The sequence below is a fragment of the Parasphingorhabdus sp. genome, assembly GCF_048269865.1.
Classification (GTDB): domain Bacteria; phylum Pseudomonadota; class Alphaproteobacteria; order Sphingomonadales; family Sphingomonadaceae; genus Parasphingorhabdus.
On the sequence record NZ_JBLWUA010000005.1, the window covers coordinates 97,869 to 118,714 of the forward strand.

At 55.2% G+C, this 20,846-nt stretch carries 21 protein-coding genes and 1 tRNA gene; 7 read left to right on the plus strand and 15 right to left on the minus strand.

Features of this window, described 5'->3' with window-relative positions; all coding sequences use genetic code 11:
- The first annotated feature begins 83 nt into the window (after positions 1–83).
- From ACN0WW_RS08255 to ACN0WW_RS08265, 3 genes are all read left to right on the plus strand, one after another.
- Positions 84–1,457 (plus strand): class II 3-deoxy-7-phosphoheptulonate synthase, encoded by a 1,374-nt coding sequence (locus tag ACN0WW_RS08255; protein ID WP_417611305.1) that lies wholly within the window; start codon positions 84–86, stop codon positions 1,455–1,457.
- A 1-nt stretch (position 1,458) separates the two neighbouring features.
- On the plus strand, positions 1,459–1,692 hold the full coding sequence (locus tag ACN0WW_RS08260) for a hypothetical protein (protein WP_417611307.1): 234 nt from the start codon (positions 1,459–1,461) through the stop codon (positions 1,690–1,692).
- Between the two features lie 84 nt (positions 1,693–1,776).
- Entirely contained in the window at positions 1,777–2,328 is a 552-nt protein-coding gene (locus ACN0WW_RS08265; RefSeq protein WP_417611309.1) for a hypothetical protein, read from the plus strand.
- A gap of 1 nt (position 2,329) precedes the next feature.
- Here the strand turns inward: ACN0WW_RS08265 and ACN0WW_RS08270 are convergent, their stop codons facing one another.
- The 7 genes from ACN0WW_RS08270 to ACN0WW_RS08300 form a co-directional block, all read right to left on the minus strand.
- Entirely contained in the window at positions 2,330–4,603 is a 2,274-nt protein-coding gene (locus ACN0WW_RS08270) for a CHASE2 domain-containing protein (RefSeq protein ID WP_417611311.1), read from the minus strand.
- A 49-nt stretch (positions 4,604–4,652) separates the two neighbouring features.
- Complete coding sequence (locus ACN0WW_RS08275) at positions 4,653–6,020, minus strand: FecR domain-containing protein (RefSeq protein WP_417611313.1); 1,368 nt, start codon at positions 6,018–6,020, stop codon at positions 4,653–4,655.
- Between the two features lie 2 nt (positions 6,021–6,022).
- Positions 6,023–6,718: a response regulator transcription factor gene (locus ACN0WW_RS08280; RefSeq protein ID WP_417611315.1), complete on the minus strand. Its 696-nt coding sequence runs from the start codon at positions 6,716–6,718 to the stop codon at positions 6,023–6,025.
- 317 nt (positions 6,719–7,035) lie between these two features.
- Complete coding sequence (locus ACN0WW_RS08285; protein WP_417611317.1) at positions 7,036–7,635, minus strand: hypothetical protein; 600 nt, start codon at positions 7,633–7,635, stop codon at positions 7,036–7,038.
- A gap of 124 nt (positions 7,636–7,759) precedes the next feature.
- Positions 7,760–9,367: a putative bifunctional diguanylate cyclase/phosphodiesterase gene (locus ACN0WW_RS08290; protein ID WP_417611319.1), complete on the minus strand. Its 1,608-nt coding sequence runs from the start codon at positions 9,365–9,367 to the stop codon at positions 7,760–7,762.
- 177 nt (positions 9,368–9,544) lie between these two features.
- Positions 9,545–9,619: transfer RNA gene (locus tag ACN0WW_RS08295), tRNA-Gln, on the minus strand.
- Positions 9,620–9,711: 92 nt separating this feature from the next.
- The gene (locus tag ACN0WW_RS08300) at positions 9,712–10,809 is read right to left on the minus strand and encodes a branched-chain amino acid aminotransferase (protein WP_417611321.1); all 1,098 of its coding nucleotides are present in this window, start codon (positions 10,807–10,809) and stop codon (positions 9,712–9,714) included.
- A 102-nt stretch (positions 10,810–10,911) separates the two neighbouring features.
- On the opposite strand from ACN0WW_RS08300, the gene ACN0WW_RS08305 reads away from it, so the two are divergent.
- Complete coding sequence (locus ACN0WW_RS08305) at positions 10,912–11,424, plus strand: MarR family winged helix-turn-helix transcriptional regulator (protein WP_417611322.1); 513 nt, start codon at positions 10,912–10,914, stop codon at positions 11,422–11,424.
- A gap of 31 nt (positions 11,425–11,455) precedes the next feature.
- Here ACN0WW_RS08305 and ACN0WW_RS08310 read toward each other — a convergent pair whose 3' ends face one another.
- From ACN0WW_RS08310 to ACN0WW_RS08320, 3 genes are all read right to left on the minus strand, one after another.
- Positions 11,456–11,962, minus strand: a complete 507-nt coding sequence (locus tag ACN0WW_RS08310) for a YbjN domain-containing protein (protein WP_417611324.1) — start codon at positions 11,960–11,962, stop codon at positions 11,456–11,458.
- Positions 11,963–12,103: 141 nt separating this feature from the next.
- A complete protein-coding gene (locus tag ACN0WW_RS08315; protein WP_417611326.1) occupies positions 12,104–12,448 on the minus strand; it encodes an accessory factor UbiK family protein in 345 nt (114 codons plus the stop codon).
- Between the two features lie 47 nt (positions 12,449–12,495).
- On the minus strand, positions 12,496–13,044 hold the full coding sequence (locus tag ACN0WW_RS08320; protein WP_417611328.1) for a TspO/MBR family protein: 549 nt from the start codon (positions 13,042–13,044) through the stop codon (positions 12,496–12,498).
- Between the two features lie 251 nt (positions 13,045–13,295).
- Here ACN0WW_RS08320 and ACN0WW_RS08325 point away from each other — a divergent pair, with 251 nt between their 5' ends.
- The gene (locus ACN0WW_RS08325) at positions 13,296–15,110 is read left to right on the plus strand and encodes an ABC transporter transmembrane domain-containing protein (protein ID WP_417611330.1); all 1,815 of its coding nucleotides are present in this window, start codon (positions 13,296–13,298) and stop codon (positions 15,108–15,110) included.
- Positions 15,111–15,186: 76 nt separating this feature from the next.
- Here the strand turns inward: ACN0WW_RS08325 and ACN0WW_RS08330 are convergent, their stop codons facing one another.
- The 4 genes from ACN0WW_RS08330 to ACN0WW_RS08345 form a co-directional block, all read right to left on the minus strand.
- Entirely contained in the window at positions 15,187–15,639 is a 453-nt protein-coding gene (locus ACN0WW_RS08330) for an ExbD/TolR family protein (protein WP_417611332.1), read from the minus strand.
- Positions 15,640–15,683: 44 nt separating this feature from the next.
- Positions 15,684–16,205 (minus strand): ExbD/TolR family protein, encoded by a 522-nt coding sequence (locus ACN0WW_RS08335; RefSeq protein WP_417611334.1) that lies wholly within the window; start codon positions 16,203–16,205, stop codon positions 15,684–15,686.
- A gap of 109 nt (positions 16,206–16,314) precedes the next feature.
- A complete protein-coding gene (locus tag ACN0WW_RS08340) occupies positions 16,315–17,109 on the minus strand; it encodes a MotA/TolQ/ExbB proton channel family protein (RefSeq protein WP_417611336.1) in 795 nt (264 codons plus the stop codon).
- An 80-nt stretch (positions 17,110–17,189) separates the two neighbouring features.
- Positions 17,190–17,846 carry an energy transducer TonB gene (locus tag ACN0WW_RS08345; protein WP_417611338.1) on the minus strand — a complete coding sequence of 219 codons (657 nt, stop codon included), beginning with the start codon at positions 17,844–17,846 and terminating at the stop codon, positions 17,190–17,192.
- Between the two features lie 268 nt (positions 17,847–18,114).
- Here ACN0WW_RS08345 and ACN0WW_RS08350 point away from each other — a divergent pair, with 268 nt between their 5' ends.
- Positions 18,115–18,954: a hypothetical protein gene (locus ACN0WW_RS08350; protein WP_417611340.1), complete on the plus strand. Its 840-nt coding sequence runs from the start codon at positions 18,115–18,117 to the stop codon at positions 18,952–18,954.
- A gap of 97 nt (positions 18,955–19,051) precedes the next feature.
- Positions 19,052–20,350: a homoserine dehydrogenase gene (locus ACN0WW_RS08355; protein WP_417611342.1), complete on the plus strand. Its 1,299-nt coding sequence runs from the start codon at positions 19,052–19,054 to the stop codon at positions 20,348–20,350.
- Here ACN0WW_RS08355 and ACN0WW_RS08360 read toward each other — a convergent pair whose 3' ends face one another.
- Positions 20,351–20,833, minus strand: a complete 483-nt coding sequence (locus tag ACN0WW_RS08360) for a hypothetical protein (RefSeq protein WP_417611344.1) — start codon at positions 20,831–20,833, stop codon at positions 20,351–20,353. It abuts the gene before it with no gap.
- Positions 20,834–20,846 lie beyond the last annotated feature (13 nt).

The following is a 20,846-nucleotide window of genomic DNA, read 5'->3' on the forward strand; positions in this document are numbered from 1 at the left end:
CCAACAATGGGTTTCCCTTGCCATTCCCCTTGACTCCCGACTAAAGGCTCTCGATTTTATTGGAAACGAAGCGGAGCGCTCTAATGGCGACGAATTGGACGGCAAATAGCTGGCGGAATTTTGAAGGATTGCACATGCCGCAATATCCTGACGCCACGAAATTAGAGGAAACAGAGGAGCTGCTTGGCAGCTACCCTCCTCTCGTCTTTGCCGGCGAAGCCCGTAGTCTGAAGAAAGATCTGGCCGATGTCGTTGATGGCAAAGCCTTTCTTTTGCAAGGCGGCGACTGTGCCGAGAGCTTCGCAGAATTCCATCCTAACAACATCCGCGATACGTTCCGCGTCATTTTGCAAATGGCGGTGGTACTGACCTATGCATCGAAGCTGCCGGTGGTCAAAGTGGGGCGGATGGCAGGCCAGTTCGCCAAACCACGCTCCTCTGGCACAGAAGTGCAGGATGGTTTGGAATTGCCCAGCTACCGCGGGGACATTATCAACGGCATCGAATTTGACAGCGCGCGTAGGGACCCGGATCCGGAAAGGATGGTCCGGGCCTATAACCAGTCCGCCGCCACACTCAATCTGCTCCGTGCATTCTCTACCGGGGGTTACGCCAATCTGAAACAGGTTCACGGCTGGACTCACGATTTCATGGCGCGCAGCCCCTGGGCGAAAAAATTTGAAGAAATGGCCGACCGGATCGGAGAGGCCTTGGCCTTCATGGAAGCCTGCGGGATCAATCCTGATACGGTTCCTCAACTCAAAGCCACGTCCTTCTATACCAGCCACGAAGCGCTGCTGTTGCCCTATGAAGAATGTCTGACGCGACAGGACAGCCTTACCGGTCAATGGTATGATACCAGCGCACATTTTCTCTGGATTGGAGACCGAACGCGGTTCGAGGGCTCTGCGCATGTCGAATTTCTGCGCGGCATCGGCAACCCGATTGGCATGAAATGCGGACCATCGCTGACACCCGATGCGCTATTGAAGATGCTCGACACGCTCAATCCGGAACGTGAGCCGGGCCGGATCACGCTGATTTCCCGCTTCGGACACGACAAGGTGATCAGTGGCCTGACCCCGCTCGTTCAGGCTGTGAAGCGGGAGGGTCATCCCGTTGTCTGGTCCTGCGATCCGATGCACGGCAATGTGATCAAGGCGGAAAGCGGCTACAAGACCCGTCCGTTCGATCGCATCCTGGCCGAAGTGCGCGGATTTTTCGCGGTTCATCGGGCAGAAGGCACTTTTGCCGGTGGCATTCACTGCGAAATGACAGGCCAGAACGTAACCGAATGCACCGGCGGCGGCGTAGCGATTACCGATGCGTCTCTGGGCGACCGCTATCACACCCATTGCGATCCTCGCCTCAACGCCGCGCAATCCCTGGAACTCGCGTTCCTGCTAGCGGAAATGCTCAATCAGGAACTGTCAGAGCGGACGCAAGAGGCCGCCTGATATGGTCGAAAAGGCAAGGCCCGAACGGATGCGCCCCGAAGATTATGCGACGGAAGAATCGCCGATGAGACGACGTGTGACCTATGTCCGCAGGGAAATCGTCAGCAAGGGCGTTGGCTTCGGCAGCGCTCTGGCGATCGCGATCAGCTTCACCACCCACAAATCCATTTTTTGGGCGATCATCCACGGCTTCTTCTCCTGGCTCTACGTCCTCTACTATGCGCTAACGCGGTAGGTGGCGGGCGGGACCAGCCTATTTGCGTGACATTGTTGGGCCGTGAGACTATCCAAAAGGCTGGAAAATCGGCAGGAAAACGTCATGATCCGATCATTCTTGGTTATTATAGCGAGCGCGATGGCGGTTGCCGGATGTGCCGGACCGATTGAAACCCGTGTCCAGAGCCATCAGCTTATTCCGGTCGTGGAACAAAAAGGCTTTGCCTGGTCTCCCATCAATCCAATCGCCAATCGTGACACGGCACTGGCCCGGGATTTGGTCGGCAAGCTGCTTGCCCAGAAAGGCTACCAGCAGGCACCCGATGCAGCAATATTGGTGCATGTCGCGCTTGCTGATCGACCGGCCGATATCGCGATTGATGCTGGTGACGATAAAACGGTGCGCCCTCTGGTCGCCGCGAAAGAGCAAAAAAGCTTTCAATCCTGCAAAGATCGTGAACACCGGTTGACGGTAAGCCTTTTTGACCAGAGCCGCGGCCAAAAGCTATATTCGGGCAGTGCCTCAGAATATCACTGCAATGGCACTATTGCACAATCTCTGCCGTTTCTTGTTGATGCTGCGCTATCCGGACTCGACGGTGGGACCAGCGATGTCCCTTTGACCGCAATTCGCACCCGTCAGGGCATAGAATGATTCAGTCTGCCGGCTCCTGAACGTCGTCCGCAAGCGGTAGCAGTACCGTGAAGCAAGCGCCGCCATCGCGACGATTCTCGCCGCGAATGTTCCCGCCGTGCCGCTCCATCACCTTTGCGACAAAATTCAATCCCAGCCCGGCACCCTTTATCGATGATTGTGCCATCAAGTCATCGCTGGCGAACCGCTCAAACAGTTGACCCAGCATCTGCTCGGAAATTCCTTCACCCTCATCGGAAATGGCAACCGAGACAAACGACTGTCGGTCCAATTCTGTCACCCGGATTAAAATTGTCACGACACCGCCATCGGGACTATATTTGATCGCATTGTCGATCAGATTGACAAAGGAACGGTACAGGCTCGAAGGCTCGCCGTTGACGAATGCCCCATCGGACTGATCGTCAATTTCACACCGTATATCACGTGCTTTGCAAAGCGGCCAAAGACCATCGCTGGCTTCCGCAACCAGGTCTGACAACAATATATCTTCACCCGCAAATTCGCTGGAATCGATCCGCGCGAGTCCGACAAAATTATCGGCGAGCGCTAACGTATGCCGGGCATGTCTCTTGATCCTGCCGGTGATTTCATCATCATCCTTCCCATCAAGAAGTGCCAGAATCGCCGCCTGTGGCGCACGCATATCGTGGGAAAGCAGTTGCAGGACCTCCTCCCTGAGCTCCGCCGCGTGGGCCATTTCTGTGATATCGGCAAGATAATGGATATGGCCCTTCAATATGCCGTCGCTCGACATAACGGGGGCGCGGCGCATCGCGAAAATTTCCCCATGATAGGATGTGAACTCGACATAATCCTGTTTTGTTGGGCGTTTCTTCAAATCAAGATAGTCTTTGACAGACTCCAGATCATCGGCCGAAACAAAGCGCTGAAGCATGTCATCGAGCGCCAGGTCGTGAGGACCGTCCTCCATTCCGGCCTGCGCCAGCTGATTGACGAATATTACCTTGCCGTCGAGATCTGTAATAAACATCGGGTCGGGCAAATTTCTTAGCGCATCGCTGATGAACCGGCGCAAATCGCGGACATGCGAAATAGCATGGGTCAGTTGCTCGGCCTGACCGGTTATAAAGTCTACTGGCCCAAGCTCCGAACGCATGATCGGAATATCAATGATCGACCGATCGAATTGCTGCAATTCGCTATCCATGAAATCGCTCGTCGCCTGTAGTCGGCGCCAGCCCCAAACCGGATAGACCAATATGACCCCCAAGAGAGCGGCTCCAGGGGCAAACCACAAAGAGAATTTGAGGAGGAGCGCACTGGTGAGCAATATCACCACAATCAAGCCAAATGAAACGACGATCGTCGTCCGCGGAGTCCACCGCCAGAAGCCGAGCAACAATATCCAGAGTGGCAATAGCGAAAGCGCAAGCTGCGCGGTCAAGGATAGAGGAGCGATAAAATCATCGCGCACGATCGCACTATAAAGATTCGCCATTATTTCCACCCCGGCAAGTGTCCCGCCGTCGCCAAGCGGGACGGGATATTGATCGCCGAGGCCATTCGCCGTTGCTCCCACCAACAGGATTTTGCCGTCGAGGAAAGCGGGCGGCACCTGTCCGCTGGCCAGGGCGGCAAAGGATACCGATTGGTATGCACCGCGACGGGCAAATGGCACTAGCAACGTTTGCTCACAATCTGCCAGTCGCTGATATGCGGGCGATGGGTGCCCCTCGACCGATCGATAAAGCATTTCCATCAAATGCGGCCAATCTGAGCCGGACGACTTGTCGCCAAAGCATAGCGCCGCACGGCGAACCACGCCGTCGGTGTCGAGCGGAAGATTGACGTGCCCCAAACCATCGGCCGCTTGCGCTAGAGGCTTGATCGGCAAGGCCACGTCATAATCAGCACCATTTCTGCCGGGCACCACGAAATGCAGCGGCAGAAATAGTTTCGATATGTTCGCCATAGCCCGAGCCAGTGCCGCATCTGCATCGGGATCACCTGCCTCACTTAGCAGAATATCGAAGCCAATCGCTTTTGGGTTTCCAACCGCAAGTTGCTCCAGCAACTCGGCATGCCGGTACCTCGGCCATGGCCATTTCCCATAAGCATCGAGACTGTCTTCATCAATCTCGACGATCATGATGTCGGTTGGCGGCGCAGGCCGATCAATAGCGGAAAGCTGGTCATAGACCAGATTGTCGAACGGGGAGACACTGTCCCAAAAAGACAGGGCAGCCACCAAGCAAGAGGCCAACGCCGCCACAGCCAGCCATTCTATCCCCAATCGTTGGCGCAGTCTCATCGGTGATTGGGCCTCCGCAGGGAATCGACCATAAGCTGGCCTTTGACAGTCAGTTGACCACCGTCAATTTTTCAAAATCGGTCCATTTTTCGATGGCCTGTAAATCCTCTGGATCATTGGAAAACTGAGTGACACCCACCCGCCAATAATATTCACCATCAGCCAAGTCCGAGAGAGTGACAGTATCTCCGCGTAGCCCGGTCTCATCAATGATCGGGATCGACGTTTTGCTATCCTTGAGGATCTGCAAACGATAAAATCTCTCGCCCTCGCCTTCGCCGAACCATTTGAAACGATAACCGAAATCACCAGAATCCGCGCTTCCGCCCAACGTACTGAGCTGGCGTTTGAAGGCATAAATTGCCGGCATGCCTTCAAACCCTCCCGGTGCCAAGGCCGTCACCTTGGCGAAATAGCGGCCGTTGGGAATGGTCTGGAGATCCAGCACTGTCCCCTGCCCTTCTGTTTCTGCCACAATGTCAATGAAACCTGCATCCGATGCAATCACCAGGCGATAGCCGATGGCCTGGGCACTGGGTGCTACAGAAAATTGCAAGTCGGTGTCCGACTGCACCTTGGCAGGATCCAGTAGCTCCGGTGGCGGCAGGAGTTCCGCTTTGACGATCGCGCCAGTGGCGGACGTCGCTGCTCCAGTGCCCGCAGGCACCGAAATTGCCGAAGTGCCGGATAGGCTCGTCCCGGCGGCTACAACCACCTCGCCCTCAATCGTTTCGGAAAAGACCGCACCGGACTGATCGTCCACCCTCGTACGATAGTCTGTACCGCGAACAGCGGAAACCGCAACCGGGGTCCGTACGCGATACCGGTCAGCCTTCTTTTCCAAGGGTGCGACTTTCGAGCGAATGCGCCCCTTGTCGACGGCGATTTCATAATCAATACTGTCGGTCAGCAGAATGCGGCGCAGCCGTGTGATCCGCACTTTGCTGCTCGATGGCAGCGACACGCGTGAGCCATCCTCAAGCTGCAGTGTCAGGAAACTCCGGGGTGCAGTGCTAATATCGCTTCCCTCGCCGATCTTGAGTCCGACAGCCGGCGCCAGATCCCGGCCGGCCGATTGAACCGAAATATTGCCACGAAAGGCGCTCAGTCTGGCTTCGCTCGGTCGATATTTCAGGAGGCGGACAGGAATCCGGAGGGGCTTTCCAAGGGGAATTTCATGCGGATCGGCAATCCCATTGATCCGTTGTACAATAACATAGTCCGATCGTTTGCGCAGATACTTGCGACCCAGGCTGAACAACGTATCATCACGCTGAAAGATATAGGTGACTTGCTCAGAATCTGGGTTCTTTTGAGCAGCGACTTCGCCAGGCAAAAACGCAGTGACGCACAGACACAAAACGGTCAGAAAACGTAGGCCGGATGCAGAAACAGAATCCCGGAAGTGTCCAGACACAATTATCCTCCGTTGCCAAATGTCTCCAATCTGTAGCCATAGCCGAAGACAGTGAAAATTCGAAACCCGTTTTCCGGTTTTAATGCCAGTTTGGACCTAATCCGGGACACATGCATGTCGAGAGTACGGGTAGCGAGATGGGCATTGGTACGCCAAACAGTTTCCATGATATAGCGCCGCGACAAGGTACGGTCCCGGTTACGGAACATTAGATCGGTAAGCTCGAACTCTTTTGCTGTCAGCGAGACTTCCTTGTCACCGTGTCTGACCGTCTGTTCGATACGATCCAGCAGATAGTCACCATATTCTGCCGTCGTATCCATTGCCGAGGCGCCGTTGTTTCTGCGCAACAAGGCATTGATCCGGGCGGCGATGACATTCTTGTCTTCTGGTTTGGTGATATAGTCGTCGGCACCTGCATTCAGTGCATCGCTGATATCCTGTTTCGCAGTCCGACTGGTCATCATGATCACCGGCGGCCGATCTTCGACTGCATCTTTCATCCAGTCCAATATTTGCATGCCATCCTTTCCAGGCATGTTCCAATCAAGAATTACCAAGTCAAAAGTGTCTCGCAACAATGCGCTGGAAAGGGACGTTCCATCCGGATAGCCCTTATAGATATATCCCTGACCTTCGACGATTTTACCCAAGATCTCGATAATCTCGGGATCATCATCCGCTATCGCTACCCGCATGTGAATTCTCCTAGTCCCTGTAACATTCTTATAGCGCGAAATTCGGCTATTAAGTCGTCTTCATGATCTGAGTTTTACTATCATTTACAGAGGTAACGCCAGCGATACGAACGCCGGTTTACAATGATTTACATAAATGCTCATTTTACCTATTATGAGCCGGCAAGCTCAGATCGCTTTTTTATCTTTTTGGATAGTAAACGAGGGCAAACGCCCTTCTTCAAGCAGACTTGCGGTGCACACGGCCGTTGGGGGGCAACCTAAACCGTCTCAAAGCGCCGATGGCGGGTCGCGGGCATTATATCTTCAAACCGCGACTAGAACGCCCAATCAAGCTCTAGCCGAAGTTGAAAATCTGGTGTTTTGCGGCTCAAAGGGGCAAAGGCTGACAATTCGACCGATGGCACCAGGCTGGCTTCATCAGCAGCGATGTGAAGAACGGGGCCCACCCAGTGTCGACCCTTGCTGTCGCCAGAGAGCTCGCCTCCCGTTTCCATCCCGACCGAGAAGTTGCCGCCAATTGCATGATCCACACGACCGACGTAGCTCGTCGAAAGAGCTGACCAATCACCGGGTTCGCCAGATACAATCAAATTACCAAGTACATTGAGTTCATCGCGAATATGTTCGATGATAAAATAGGTCTCAAACCCCACTCGCCCCGACCGATCGAAGATTACTGAGCTCTGGACCCCCAGTCCGGCCGCAGCGACTTCAGGGTCGACCAGAACCAGTTTTGCTTGCAGACCGATTTCCGAAAACTGCAAGGTCTCACCAGATTCCTGTTCAAACTCTATTTCCAATCCGACGGCAAGCGCGTCATTGATCCCATATTCGATCGTCGGCGCAAATTTCCATTCTCCCACCTCTCCGTTGCTTTCCGGCACAAATATCAGCTGGGATTCCAGCTCGAACATCGATTCTTCTATCTCCAGATTTTCTGCCTGATCGACGCGCCCTTCGGCAGCAATAGCTGGAAAGGTCCACGGCATAGCAACGGCTGCCAAGGCAGGTGACAAGCTTGACCTGAATACCACTTCGCTAAGCGGCTTGGCCGCTGCGAGTTCTGCGCAAATCACGCTCGTCCTGCGAACCGCCTTGTGAATCGCTATCGTCCGGCAATGCGAGTTGCCAGACATGGCTTGGCCGACCGTATAAAAATCCCTGGCCGATATCGCATCCGGAATCGATCACGCTTTTTGCGTTGTCATATGTTTCTACACCCTCGGCCGTCACCTGCAGCCCGAGATTGTGGGCCAACGCGGTTACGGCGCGAACGATAGATTGTGAGGCAGAATTAGACTCAATCCCGCGGACGAAGGATCGGTCAATTTTCAATTTATCGAACGGCAATTCGGAGAGATGCCGAAGGGAGGAATATCCAGTGCCAAAATCATCCAGAGAGATGTTGATACCCTGATTTTTGAGAGACAGGATGACATCCCGCGCGACATCAAGATCGGCAACCAATGCGCTTTCGGTTATTTCAATCTCAAGACGCCCCGGCGACACTCCTACATCCAGCAAGGTTTTCAATATACGCTCGACCAGCCACTCGTCATCAAATTGGACCGGAGACAGGTTCACCGCGAAACGCAACTCGGCGGGCCATTTTTTGGCTTCCAGAGCAGCGGCTTTCAAGACCACGAAGAATAGATCCGATATGAGACCGGTTTCCTCGGCGATGGTGATGAACTCCTCGGGCATGCGGATGGTACCGTCGGCCATATGCCAGCGGGCAAGCGCTTCAAAACCGACAATTCTGCCATCATTCAAATTAACCAGCGGCTGATAATATGGTTGAATTTTGTCGCTCGCTATTGCTTTGCGCAAATCCGTTTCAATCTGCGCGCGTTCGGCTGCCGCGAGTTCCATCCCCGACTCAAAAAATGCAATCGCATTGCGTCCGGTGCCCTTGCAGCGATACATCGCAGCATCCGCCTGCGCAAAAAGACTGTCGATAGAACTGTCCGGAACATTGGTCGTAACCACGCCGACACTCGCACTGATCACGACCGACAGGTCGCCCAACACAAAGGGATCTTCAAATACCGCAGAGAGTTTTTCGACTTTGCTGATGAGTTCGTCACCAGCCGCCACACCTTTCACCATCACACAGAATTCGTCGCCGCCGATCCGGCTGACCATCCCGTCACCACCGATGGCATCCCTCAAGCGCTCTCCCACCGCGAGCAGCAATTGATCGCCTGCAAGATGACCATACAGATCATTTACGGGCTTGAACCTGTTAAGATCGATCGCCAGCAAAGTGACAGGCGCGCTGTCCGCATTTTTAAGCGCAGCTTCTATTTCGATATTGGCTTTCCTCCGGTTCGGCAGGCCCGTCAGCGGATCGTGTAGCGCCATTTCATTTGCCTGCTTTTCAGCGCGAAGTCTGAGCTTTAGCTCCGCCCTGGCCTCCGACAGACGGCGCCAAGCGAAAACGCCTAAAGCGACCGGCAATAACAGTAAGCCGGTCAAGAACTCGTCAAATTGCCAATGCTCATGGCTTTCGGTGAAGGCAACAACTTGCTCAAAACCATCAACGGCGTGGGAATAAGAAAAAACGATCACATAGAGTATGACGATGATCGCCAAGTCTCGAACGGGCGCATATTTCTTCGCGCGCAGAAGACTACCAAACTTCAAAATATTCTCCCGGTCCTGTAAAAATACGCCCACAGTTCTCGGGATTCATTATAGAGAATAATGCTTAAGCTATTGCTAAATCCACAAATAGATTACAGACTCGGGTATTCCCCGCGCACAACAGCTGGTGTCACACTAACAGCAGTGTGGTAAAAAGTTTTCGATCACTGGTGAATTTGGTTGGGGTGGCAGGATTCGAACCTGCGCATGGCGGCATCAAAAGCCGCTGCCTTACCACTTGGCGACACCCCAATATTTGCGGTCCTGATTCTGGCATCCCGCGTCGGTGAACGGGCCTATTATCCAGTTTGCCCGCAAGGAGCAAGAGGCAGTTCTATCTATGTTTAGAACAGCCTTTTGACCCATCCATGATCGTCGGGCGCGATCCCGCGCTGGATATCGACCAGACGGCGCCGCAACTTCTCGGTCAATTGCCCCGGTCCGCCTCCGCCAATCTTAAATTCGCCGTCGGTAGAACGGACCGTGCCGACAGACGTGACAACCGCCGCCGTGCCGCAGGCAAAGGTTTCGACAAGCTTGCCGCTAGCAGCGTCCGCTTTCCATTGATCGATGGCATAGCGCTCTTCGGTCACCGTCAATCCTTCTTCACGGGCAAGGGTCATGATCGAATCGCGGGTAATGCCGGGCAAAATCGTTCCGCTGAGCGGCGGGGTTATCAGCCTGCCGTCATCCATCACGAAAAACAGATTCATGCCGCCCAGTTCTTCAACCCATTTATGCTCTGCAGCATCGAGGAAAACCACCTGATCGCAATTTTTCTCGATCGCTTCCGCTTGTGCAATCAAACTGCCAGCGTAATTGCCGCCACATTTTGCTGCGCCGGTGCCGCCCGGTGCGGCGCGACTGAACTGCTCCGAAACCCAGATTGTTATCGCCGAAGCACCGCTCTTGAAATAGCCTCCAGCAGGGGAAGCAATCACCAGATACAGATACTCCTTCGCGGGACGAACGCCCAGAAACACTTCGCTCGCGAACATGAATGGACGCAAATATAACGAGCCGCCTTCGACCGAAGGAAACCATTCGCGGTCAATTTCGACCAGCGCCTCGACTGAATCGAGAAACGCCTTTTGCGGCAGTTCAGGCATCGCCATCCGCCGCGCCGACTCCTGAAAGCGTTTTGCATTTTCTTCGGGCCTGAACAACGCGGTCGCGCCATCGCTTAGCCGATAGGCCTTCATGCCTTCGAAAATCTCTTGCGCATAGTGCAGCACCGATGAGGCAGGGTCCATCAAGATAGGCTCACGCTTCGTCACCTTGGCGTCGTGCCAGCCCTCGGCTTCGGAGTAGCGGATCATGGCCATGTGGTCGGTAAACAGGGAACCGAAACCGGGGTTCTCCAGCAGCCTGGCGCGCTCGCTAGCGAGCACCGGTGTCGCGCTTGGTTCGAGAGTGAATTTCAGGTTTTCCATATCTGCCATATTCTGCCACTTTCGGTTTGATTGATGCCGCCCAATGGAAGAAATGGAAGCATAATCCAATTGTCTTGCAATCCCCTAATCAGCCTGTCAAGATACGTCAACATGACTGACGTATCTCGCCCTGCCATATCTCCCGGAGCATCACCGCTTTTTCTGCGGGAAGACGAAATCCGTCGCGGGATTGAGCTGCTCTATTTCGGCTATACCAGACTGACGAACGCAGTTGATCAGGAACTCGCGAAACAGGGTCTCGGCCGGGCACATCATCGCGCCTTATATTTCATTGCCAGGCAGCCCGACCTGACCGTTGGCGAACTGTTGAAATTGCTGGCAATCACCAAGCAATCGCTCGGACGGGTGCTAAAGGAATTGCAGCAACAGGATTTCATTCTGAGTTCACCCGGAGTCATTGACCGGCGGCAAAAGCTGCTGCGCCTGACCGACAAAGGGGCTCAGCTGGAAACGGAATTGTTCAGGCAACTGCGCCAAAGACTGTCTTCCGCTTACGTCTCGGCGGGGCAGGAATCGGTAACCGGTTTCTGGCATGTTCTGGAAGGCCTGGTCCCGGAAAGCGATAAAAAGATGGTGTTTGACCTGCGCGGCGACAACGGCTGATCCGGGACGGGAGCGAGGTTGAAACCTCCTGTCAGGCTTCACCCATCGTATCAACCATGGCATGTTCGATCGCGTCCTGCGGGCTCTTGTCGCTCCACAAGACAAACTGGAAAACAGGATAAAACCGCTCCCACTCTTCAATCGCGAGATCGACAATGGTCTGGGCCTGGTCCAGACCCAGCATGCCGCTGCCACCGAGCAGCGTCGCATGACGAAACAGCAGGATATTATTGTTCGACCATAGATCGAAATGCCCCAGCCACAGCTGTTCGTTGATCAATCCCAGCGTCTCGTAAATGGCCGCAGTCTTTTCCTCGGGAACCCGGATCTCCGGCAGTAGAAGGATTTGTAGCACATGGTCTTCGTTGCGCCAGATTGCCCGCAACTGGTAGCTCGTCCAGTTGCCCTTTATCTCAACCGAAAGCTCGTCATCACTAACATGATTGACCGACCAGCCACGTGCTTCGAAAAAAGCGGCCAGCATGTCTACCGGTGGCGCTTCATCCTGATCGAGCTCTTGCCATTGGTCGTCAAGCATTACGGTTCCAGATCCTTTGCAGATGATGACCTAGTGGCCCACCCGCCGAACCAGAGCAAGGCAACCGAGCATCAGCCGCCAGATTGTTTGTGGGAACGCTGTGGATAATGACCGGCGATCAACCGCCGACCGGATTCGCGATCAGCTGTCTTTTTTGGAAGGCGGACTTTTCCGTGCAGCCGGCTTTGGCGTAGCCGATTTGCGAGCAGGAGCAGCTTTTGCTGCGGGCCGCTTCGATTCAGCTCCACTAGCTTTTTCGAGCGCTTCGACGCGTTTCTTCAGAGCATCCGCTTCGGCCCGGGCATTGGCTGCCATTTCCTTCACGGCTTCGAATTCATCCCGCGACACAAAGTCCATGCCGCCGAACCACTCCTTGGCGCGTTCCCGCGCACTCGCTTCGGCTTCGCGGCCAACACCGGCCACCGTGCCAGCCACTCCGTTCAATATTTTGGAAAGATCGTCGAAGAAGCGGTTTTGGCTCTGCATGTCATTAACTCCGTCACGGCTCGCTGGAGCCTGAATAAAAATATATACTATATCTGGGTTCTCGCGGCCGGAACCACAAGGGTCTCCGCTCCGGGATTCAACCATTCGATCTGTTTATTCAGAATCCCCGCGAAGCACAGCCACGCGAGATAGGGAACCATCAGCCAGGCAGCGGCCTTCCGGATCCGGCCGAAGACCAGGGTCGTTGCGAGCGCCAAAAGAAAGACAATCGCAAGCAACCAAAAAGCGGCAGAAACCTGATGCATGCCGAAAAACAGGACTGGCCAAAACAGGTTGAGGGCATATTGCACAAGGTACAGGATTATCGCCAAACCGCGCAAAGGTGCACTGCGGGCATGGAGCACCATCGCAAAGGCGGTTCCCATCAATATGTAAAGTAACGCCCAGGCTGCCCCAAAAGCAGCGCCGGGTGGCTGAGCCTCCGGCTTGGTCAAGGCCTGGAACCAGCGATTTTCATCGCCCGTATTGGCAAACTGGCTAAAGGTGAAGCCGAGCAGCACCGTGATAGGAACTACGAACAATATCCAGCGCAGCAAGGACATTCGCAGCTGGCCTTTTGAAGCAATCTGATTCACAGGGGCAGCATCCTCGATCGAAAATTACGCGAATCGTCCCAAAAGCTTTGTCCGGGACCCCAATATGTTTAACAATTTATGGGCGTTTGGCCAGTGCTAAGCGGATTCTGTCGCGATGAGATTCCCGCGCAGGGCGTGCGCCCTCCCTTGGTATTTTACCAATCATCGCCATGTTAAACAGACCGGCCATCGGACGGAAATGTTAGAAACCATTGATTGTGACGAATAGGACCGGCTGCTAGGCGATTTTTATGACCGACAAAACAAATTCGACCGAAGCCGAAACTCCGCGAGCACCGCTCAAAAAGATCGGTAACCTCCGGATGGTGTTCGAACGCGCCGTCCGCTATCCGAAGGAAATTGCCTTCGCCTTGCTTGCATTGTTCGTTTCGGCAATGGCTACGCTCGCGATACCGGCTGGATTCAAGACGATAATCGACAAAGGTTTCATGGCTGGAAACGGCGATGTCGCCCCATATTTTCAGGGCCTTTTGGGCATTGTTGCCGTACTCGCTGTGGCGACCGCTTTCCGTTTCTATTTTGTCAGCTGGCTGGGAGAACGCGTGGTGGCCGATTTGCGCCTCGCGGTACAGGCGAATCTGCTGCGCCTCGCTCCCGGTTTCTTTGAGGAGAACCGGCCGTCTGAAATTGCGTCGAGGATGACGTCTGACACGGCGATTATCGAACAGGTCGTCGGCACCACCGTATCGGTTGCCCTGCGCAATATCGTCATCGGAGTTGGCGGCATCATCTATCTGTTCACGCTGGCGCCAGCGCTAACGGCAGGATTGCTGATTGCGATACCCGTTATCATTTTGCCGATCGTTTTCATCGGGCGGAAACTGACCAATGTATCCCGATTCAGTCAGGACCGGGTGGCCGACGTCGGGGCTATGATTGCGGAAACGCTCGGTGCGATGAAAATCGTTCAGGCTTTCGGCCAGCAGGACCGCGAGCATGAACGGTTCCGCGGGGCGGTCGAAAGCACATTCGATACCGCCAAGCGACGGATCCGCTTGCGCGCTGCGATGACCGCCATTGTCATCGGCTTGATCTTCACCGGGATTACCATGCTGATGTGGCGGGGTGCTATCGGTGTCTCCGAGGGAACCATTTCCGGCGGAACGATCGCCGCCTTTGTGCTGACCGGTGGTCTGGTCGCCGGCGCTTTTGGCGCGCTGACCGAAGTCTATGGCGACCTGCTCCGCGGCGCGGGCGCTGCCGGCCGACTGGCAGAGCTATTGTCGGAGAAACCCGGGATTGCCGCTCCGGCTAATCCGATCGCGCTGCCGGAACCGTCGCGCGGCAAGATCGCCTTCGACAATGTTACCTTCGCCTATCCGACCCGGCCCGATACGCTGGCTCTGTCGAATTTTTCGCTGACCGTTTCGCCGGGGGAAACGGTCGCCGTCGTCGGGCCTTCGGGTGCCGGCAAATCGACGCTGTTCCAACTTGCCCAGCGTTTCTACGATCCCCAGGGTGGCTCGGTCCGGATCGACGGCGTGGCCTTGCCCTCGGCGGATCCTGCCGAAATTCGGGAACGGATGGCGCTGGTACCGCAAGACACCGTGCTGTTTGCCGCATCCGCCCGCGACAATCTCCGCTACGGCAAATGGGACGCAAGCGACGAGGAGATTTGGGAAGCAGCGCGCGTCGCCAACGCCGAGACATTCCTGCGCGCCCTCCCCGATGGACTGGACAGCTTCATGGGTGAAGCTGGAACGCGCCTGTCCGGCGGCCAGCGTCAGCGCATTTCGATCGCTCGCGCCCTGCTGCGCAACACGCCAATTCTGCTGCTTGACGAGGCTACGTCAGCGCTCGATGCCGAAAGTGAAAAGCTTGTGCAGGACGCTCTGGACCAATTGATGCAGGATCGCACCACGATTGTCATCGCCCACAGGCTGGCAACGGTGCGATCAGCGGATCGGATCATCGTTATGGAAGAGGGCCGGATTGTCGAACAGGGCGACCATGACAGTCTCATTGCCCAAAACGGCCTCTACGCGCGGCTCGCCGAATTGCAGTTCAGCAGCGCCGAAACAAGCCGGTCGAGAATTGGTGTGTGACGAAAGCCGCCGCCACAACGGCCACAAAAAAGGGGCCGCGAATCAATCGCAGCCCCCTTTTTATTAGCTTGGAAACCTAGTTTGGCGGACGGCTGGCTTTGTTGAAGCTGCCATATTGTTCGTTTCCTACGAAACCGAACTTGGTGACGCCGCTGTCCTTGATCACTGCAAGAGTACGGTCAGTCGTCAGATAGGCACTCAGGGGATCGGGCTGGAACTGAAGCTCTGGCTCCGGAACCATCGACTTCGTCTGCGCCAGATATTGTTTGACCTGATTCAAACTCACCGGGCTGTCGTTCCAGACGATTTGATTGGTTGCCGTGATACCCAAGCGGTTCTTGACCGGATCGATCAGAGGGGGGTCAGTCTCTGTATCGTCTGAAACCGGCAAGTCAATTTTCACCGCGTGCGTTTGCACGGGGATCGTGATGATGAACATGATGAGAAGAACCAACAAGACGTCGATAAGCGGCGTCGTGTTCATTTCCATCATTGGCTCGCCATCATCGCTTCCGCCACTCATAGCCATTTGTGCGTCTCCTTAACTTTAATATCTTCGGTTGTCGGCCGGTACTATTCGACGACAATCGGAGTGGAAATAAAGCCCACTTTTGCAAAACCAGCGCGCTGCATGGTGTAAATCGCGCCGCCGATGCACTTATAGGGCGTGTTGATGTCACCGCGGATATGAACTTCAGGCATATCTTCCGGTGTCATATTCTCGACGCCACCAAAGGAATCGATCTGATCTTCGAGCTGCTTCACCGCTTTTGTAACCAGGTCATTCGAATTGACAGGAACGGTATTCCAGTAAACGCGACAGTTGCCGCCTGGAGTAGCTCCTGAATATTCGGGATCACCTGGGTCACGTCCTGCGGCATCCGTCGTCGTAATCGACAGCAGCACATTTTCGCGCTTTGTCGTGGTTGGTTCAAACGGAAGCACCGGAAGTTCGAGCTTCACAGTCTGGATAACCACTGGAACGGCGATCAGAAAAATGATCAGCAGGACCAGCATAACGTCCACGAGTGGGGTGGTATTAATGTCGGATAGAGGAGTTTCCTCTCCGCCACCGCCCCCAACATTCATTGCCATAGGATCTTATCCTCTCAAAACTAAACCATCTGAAGGAAGCGAAAGCTCCCTCGTCGTGCGTTGGTCAGGTTGCCAGTCAACATATTTGGCTGACAACCCGACCCCCGTCTTACTTCTTTGCGGCAGGCGCAGCAGGCTTTGGAGCAGTTTTAACACCGCCAGCAGTTGTTGCGACTGGGGCAGTTTTAGCACCACCAGTTGTTACGACTGGCTTAACGCCGCCATCCGAGGCCATGTAGCCAAGAACGTCGTTCGAGAAGGCGCCGAGCTGCTCAGCGATCCGCTTGTTGCGGCCCTGCAACCAGTTGTAGGCCAAAACAGCAGGAACAGCCACACCAAGACCAAGAGCGGTCATGATCAGAGCCTCACCAACCGGACCAGCAACTGCGTCAATCGATGCCTGACCAGCAATACCGATTTTGATCAGGGCGCGATAGATACCGATAACCGTACCGAACAGACCAATGAACGGCGACGTTGCACCAACCGTTGCCAACCAAGGCAGACCGGTTGCCAGACGCGACTTGATCAGATCTTGCGAACGTTCAATCGAGCCGTGCAGCCAGTCATGGGCTTCAACCGGATCGGTCAATTTGGCGTGGTCAGAGTCAGCCTTGATCGCGTCGTCGACGATCTGACGGTAAGCGGAATTCTTGTCGAGCTTTGCAGCGCCTTCCTTAAGCGTGCTGGCACGCCAGAAGGTCGAGCGCATTGCCTGACCCTGCTTCATAATCTTGTTCTGTTCGAACAGCTTCGAAAACAGGATGTAGAAAGACGATACCGACATAATTGTCAGAATGGCCAGAACGGACCATGCGATAACGCCGCCTTGCTCCATGGCTTCGACGAAACCAAAAGAGTTTTGCGGTGGAGTGGCACCAGCGGCCAAGATTTCAATCAACATTTTAACATTCCCCTCAGGATAAACTAATTGCAAAAAATCTGTTGCGGGAAGGACGATTGGGAACGCCCTCCCCCATTACATTATTTGGGTATCTGCCAACGAACGGCGTTGGAATAATATCCGGTCATCGGATTGCCGTTCGCATCCAGAGCAGGTCTAAACCGCGCACGCCGAGTCAAGTTTTTGCATGCGGCCTCATCAAGATCGGCATGACCACTGGAACCAGTGATCTGACAATCAGTTACCCGACCGTTTGTGCCTACGGTCAAGCGGAAACGGGTCGTGCCTTCCCTTTCTTCACGCAGAGCGCGAGAAGGATAGTCATTCGCATTCGCCCAGCTTCCTGGATTACCACGAGCCTCCGGATTCGCCCGTTGTGGCGGTGGTGGTGGTGGTGGCGGCGGCGGTGGCGCAACCACTGGTGCCGGTGGCGGTGGTGCGGTCGGAACCGAGCGGATCACCGGCCGCGGTGCAACCACTGGTGCCACGATCGGAGGCGGCGACACTACCGGTGGCGGCTCAATCGGCTTGTCCGGTGGTGGTGGCGGTGGTTCTTCCGGCTCAGGTGGCTCTTCCTCTTCTTTAATGTCAATCATATCAAGCTGCGAGGCAACCTTCTTGACAGCATTATACGCCAGGCCGGTGACCAGCGCATAGCCAAGTAAAATATGGATGATCACAACAAGAGCAATCGATATGATCTTGTTCGAACTCATCTCTTGGTCAGCATAAGCCATTCAGAAATGTAACTCCTTTTTCCCCATCACAGAGCCATGTGCTTCATCGCTGAAGCTTCCGATAAAGACCGACAGGTTTGGAAAACCATTGCGACCCTTATTATCCCCATGACAACTTTTCGTTCGCTTGAAAGCCATCTTAAATTTGTTTTAACGTGCTACTTCCAAGCAGGCAATCGCTTTGTTGGTTCAGCGTCGATTAAGCTGTCAATGCCCCAAAATAGGGGCTAAAACCAGTCTTCTTCAAATTTTATTTTCAGAGAAAACCATGCGCTCCTTGTTGATGATAACCTTCACTCTGTTTTTCAGTCAAATTGGTGCGTTTCCAGCTTTCTCGCAAGCTTTGGAGGAAAGTGACCCGCTGCAATATGCGGACATCGTCGACCTCAGCTCAGAGGCTCCCATCATTGTCAATGTGGTCATCAAGGACGCGATAAAAATCGATCCGGAACGCGCACCCAATGCGCCTGCAGGGACGCAACGCTTCTATATTATAGCCTCCACAAGCGCCCTGATTCGTGGTCAGGGCGGGGTCGGGGAAACGATTCGCTACGTCATTGATTTGCCGCTCGATGGCCGCGCCCGCGCGCCAAAAATCGAGAAAAAGCCGTTCATCATATTCGCTCGCCGGCCGTCGGGTGGCAGTATAGATGATGTCCAGCTGGTAGCCAAAGACGCACAAATCGCATGGACGCCCAGCCGCGAACAGCGGGTCCGTTCGGTGGTTCGCGAGCTGGTCGCCCGCGATGCACCACCCGCGATTTCGAAAATCGCCAGCGCTTTTCACGTCCCCGGCACCATCCTGGGAGAAGGCGAAACCCAGATTTTTCTGGAAACGGATACCGGCACACCGATTTCGATCACGGTCCTGACGCGAGATGGTCAGCGGAAATTCTGGGCCGTGTCGCTCGGCGAAATTGTTGATGAAGCGGCCCGTGCGCCGATGCGAAACAGCCTGCTCTGGTACCGGCTTGCCTGTTTTCTGCCACGTCAATTGCCGGCCCCTGCGCTGGCAGGCGATACATTGGCAAACGCGCAGCGCGCGCGGAACGATTATCAAACAGTGCTCGATGATCTGGGCAGCTGTCCGAGATCACGTCAGCCCTGACTTCAGCCTGACAATGCAGAACTAGTTCTGGCATTCGATCAGGGCGGCGCTAATAAGGCGCCTTCACACTCATCCCAACGCAAAGAGGCTATTAATAATGACAGCTCCGCTACGCATCGCGCTCGCTGGACTGGGGACCGTCGGAACCGGCGTCATCCGCTTGATCGAAGAAAATGGGGCCATGATCGCCCAACGGGCCGGTCGGCCGATTGTCGTAACCGCCGTTTCTGCCCGCGACCGCAATCGCGACCGCGGGATCGATCTCGGTGCCTATCTCTGGTGTGACCAGCCTGAAGCGCTCACTGAACAGGAGAATATAGACTGCGTTGTGGAAATGATTGGCGGCTCGGATGGTACCGCGCTGGATCTGGCGCGCAAAAGCCTGGCAGCGGGCAAGTCATTCGTCACGGCAAACAAGGCGATGATCGCGCATCACGGCATGGAACTGGCTGAAGCTGCTGAAACCCGCAATCTTTCGCTGCGATATGAAGCGGCAGTGGCCGGCGGCATCCCCGTTATCAAGGGGCTGCGAGACGGCGCTTCGGCCAACCGCATCGAGCGCGTTTACGGCATTCTCAACGGCACATGTAACTATATTCTGACCGAGATGGAAAAGCACGGACACGCCTTTGACGACGTGCTGAAAGAGGCGCAGGAAATCGGCTATGCCGAAGCCGATCCCGGATTTGATATTGATGGCGTCGATGCAGCCCACAAACTCGCGATCCTCGCCGCTCTGTCCTTTGGCAAGGCCCTCGACTTCGAAGGCGTCGAGATCGATGGCATCCGGCATATCATGGCAGCCGATATCGGGCAGGCGAAGGCGCTGGGATATCGAATCCGGCTGCTCGGCATGGCCCGGATAGATGACGGCAAATTGTTCCAGCGGGTCAATCCGTATCTGGTGCCCGAAGGCCATCCGCTGGCCCATATCGAAGGGTCAACCAACGCCGTTGTTGCTGAAGGCAATTTTTCCGGGCGCTTGATGTTTCAGGGCGCTGGCGCAGGCGAAGGCCCCACCGCCTCTGCGGTGGTCGCCGACCTGATAGATATAGCGCGCGGCGATGCTGGCACCGTGTTTGCTGCGCCGGCCAGCGAAATGAAACCATGCGAACGCGCTGAAAGCGGCCACCGCGTGGGCAAAAGCTACGTCCGCTTCATCGTCGCGGACAAACCCGGTGTGCTGGCCGAAATTACCGCTGCCATGCGGGATGCCAACGTGTCGATCGAAAGCCTCATTCAGACGGAGAAAACCGAGGAGGGCTCGGTGCTGATCTCCATGGTGACACATGACAGCCGGGAAAGCGACGTATCAAGGAGCCTTGCAGCGCTATCGAGTTCAACCAGTTTGCAGGCGGTGCCCGTGGTCATGCATCTGCTAAGCGATGAAGACTGACTATTCGCCCGTCGCCGGGGCCAGAGGTCTGATCATGGCCTGCTTCACATAGTCGTCGTCCGGTACATCTGGAGTGACCGCTTGCCAGATACGGCCAGCGGCTCCGCCGACACCGCCGCCGCTACCGCCCAGGCCGACGCTCAGGACCGACAGGCCCTTGAAGCAGTTTCGTTCATTCATCGTCACATAACAGCGGCCCTGCTGTACGATTTGCGGATTGCCCTTTGGCAACGGCTCGCGAATTCTGGCGCCCGGTTCAGCCGCCAATTCGGGATAGGGCAGCCTTTGCTCGCGGTCGATTTCCGGGATGCCGCACACCACAATCTCGTCAGTGGTGCGCATGAGAAGACAGCCATCAGCATCAACCGCCGCCAATTGTCTGGCATTCTCCATGAGTTGATGAGTGCGTTCCGTAGGTTGTGCGATCTGTCCGATGGCGGCCGATGGCATCAGCAGTAAGATCAGAAAAACCTGTCTCGACATTGCAATATTGCTC

Coding starts and splice junctions, on each gene's coding strand:
- ACN0WW_RS08315 (WP_417611326.1), bottom strand. CDS start 12,448: ATGCAGAGCCAAAACCGCTTCTTCGACGATCTTTCCAAAATATTGAAC.
- ACN0WW_RS08345 (WP_417611338.1), bottom strand. CDS start 17,846: ATGGCTTATGCTGACCAAGAGATGAGTTCGAACAAGATCATATCGATT.
- ACN0WW_RS08355 (WP_417611342.1), top strand. CDS start 19,052: ATGACAGCTCCGCTACGCATCGCGCTCGCTGGACTGGGGACCGTCGGA.
- ACN0WW_RS08265 (WP_417611309.1), top strand. CDS start 1,777: ATGATCCGATCATTCTTGGTTATTATAGCGAGCGCGATGGCGGTTGCC.
- ACN0WW_RS08255 (WP_417611305.1), top strand. CDS start 84: ATGGCGACGAATTGGACGGCAAATAGCTGGCGGAATTTTGAAGGATTG.
- ACN0WW_RS08310 (WP_417611324.1), bottom strand. CDS start 11,962: ATGCTTGACGACCAATGGCAAGAGCTCGATCAGGATGAAGCGCCACCG.
- ACN0WW_RS08360 (WP_417611344.1), bottom strand. CDS start 20,833: ATGTCGAGACAGGTTTTTCTGATCTTACTGCTGATGCCATCGGCCGCC.
- ACN0WW_RS08270 (WP_417611311.1), bottom strand. CDS start 4,603: ATGAGACTGCGCCAACGATTGGGGATAGAATGGCTGGCTGTGGCGGCG.
- ACN0WW_RS08285 (WP_417611317.1), bottom strand. CDS start 7,635: ATGTTCGAGCTGGAATCCCAGCTGATATTTGTGCCGGAAAGCAACGGA.
- ACN0WW_RS08305 (WP_417611322.1), top strand. CDS start 10,912: ATGACTGACGTATCTCGCCCTGCCATATCTCCCGGAGCATCACCGCTT.
- ACN0WW_RS08260 (WP_417611307.1), top strand. CDS start 1,459: ATGGTCGAAAAGGCAAGGCCCGAACGGATGCGCCCCGAAGATTATGCG.
- ACN0WW_RS08340 (WP_417611336.1), bottom strand. CDS start 17,109: ATGTTGATTGAAATCTTGGCCGCTGGTGCCACTCCACCGCAAAACTCT.
- ACN0WW_RS08330 (WP_417611332.1), bottom strand. CDS start 15,639: ATGGCTATGAGTGGCGGAAGCGATGATGGCGAGCCAATGATGGAAATG.
- ACN0WW_RS08335 (WP_417611334.1), bottom strand. CDS start 16,205: ATGGCAATGAATGTTGGGGGCGGTGGCGGAGAGGAAACTCCTCTATCC.
- ACN0WW_RS08350 (WP_417611340.1), top strand. CDS start 18,115: ATGCGCTCCTTGTTGATGATAACCTTCACTCTGTTTTTCAGTCAAATT.
- ACN0WW_RS08300 (WP_417611321.1), bottom strand. CDS start 10,809: ATGGCAGATATGGAAAACCTGAAATTCACTCTCGAACCAAGCGCGACA.
- ACN0WW_RS08280 (WP_417611315.1), bottom strand. CDS start 6,718: ATGCGGGTAGCGATAGCGGATGATGATCCCGAGATTATCGAGATCTTG.
- ACN0WW_RS08325 (WP_417611330.1), top strand. CDS start 13,296: ATGACCGACAAAACAAATTCGACCGAAGCCGAAACTCCGCGAGCACCG.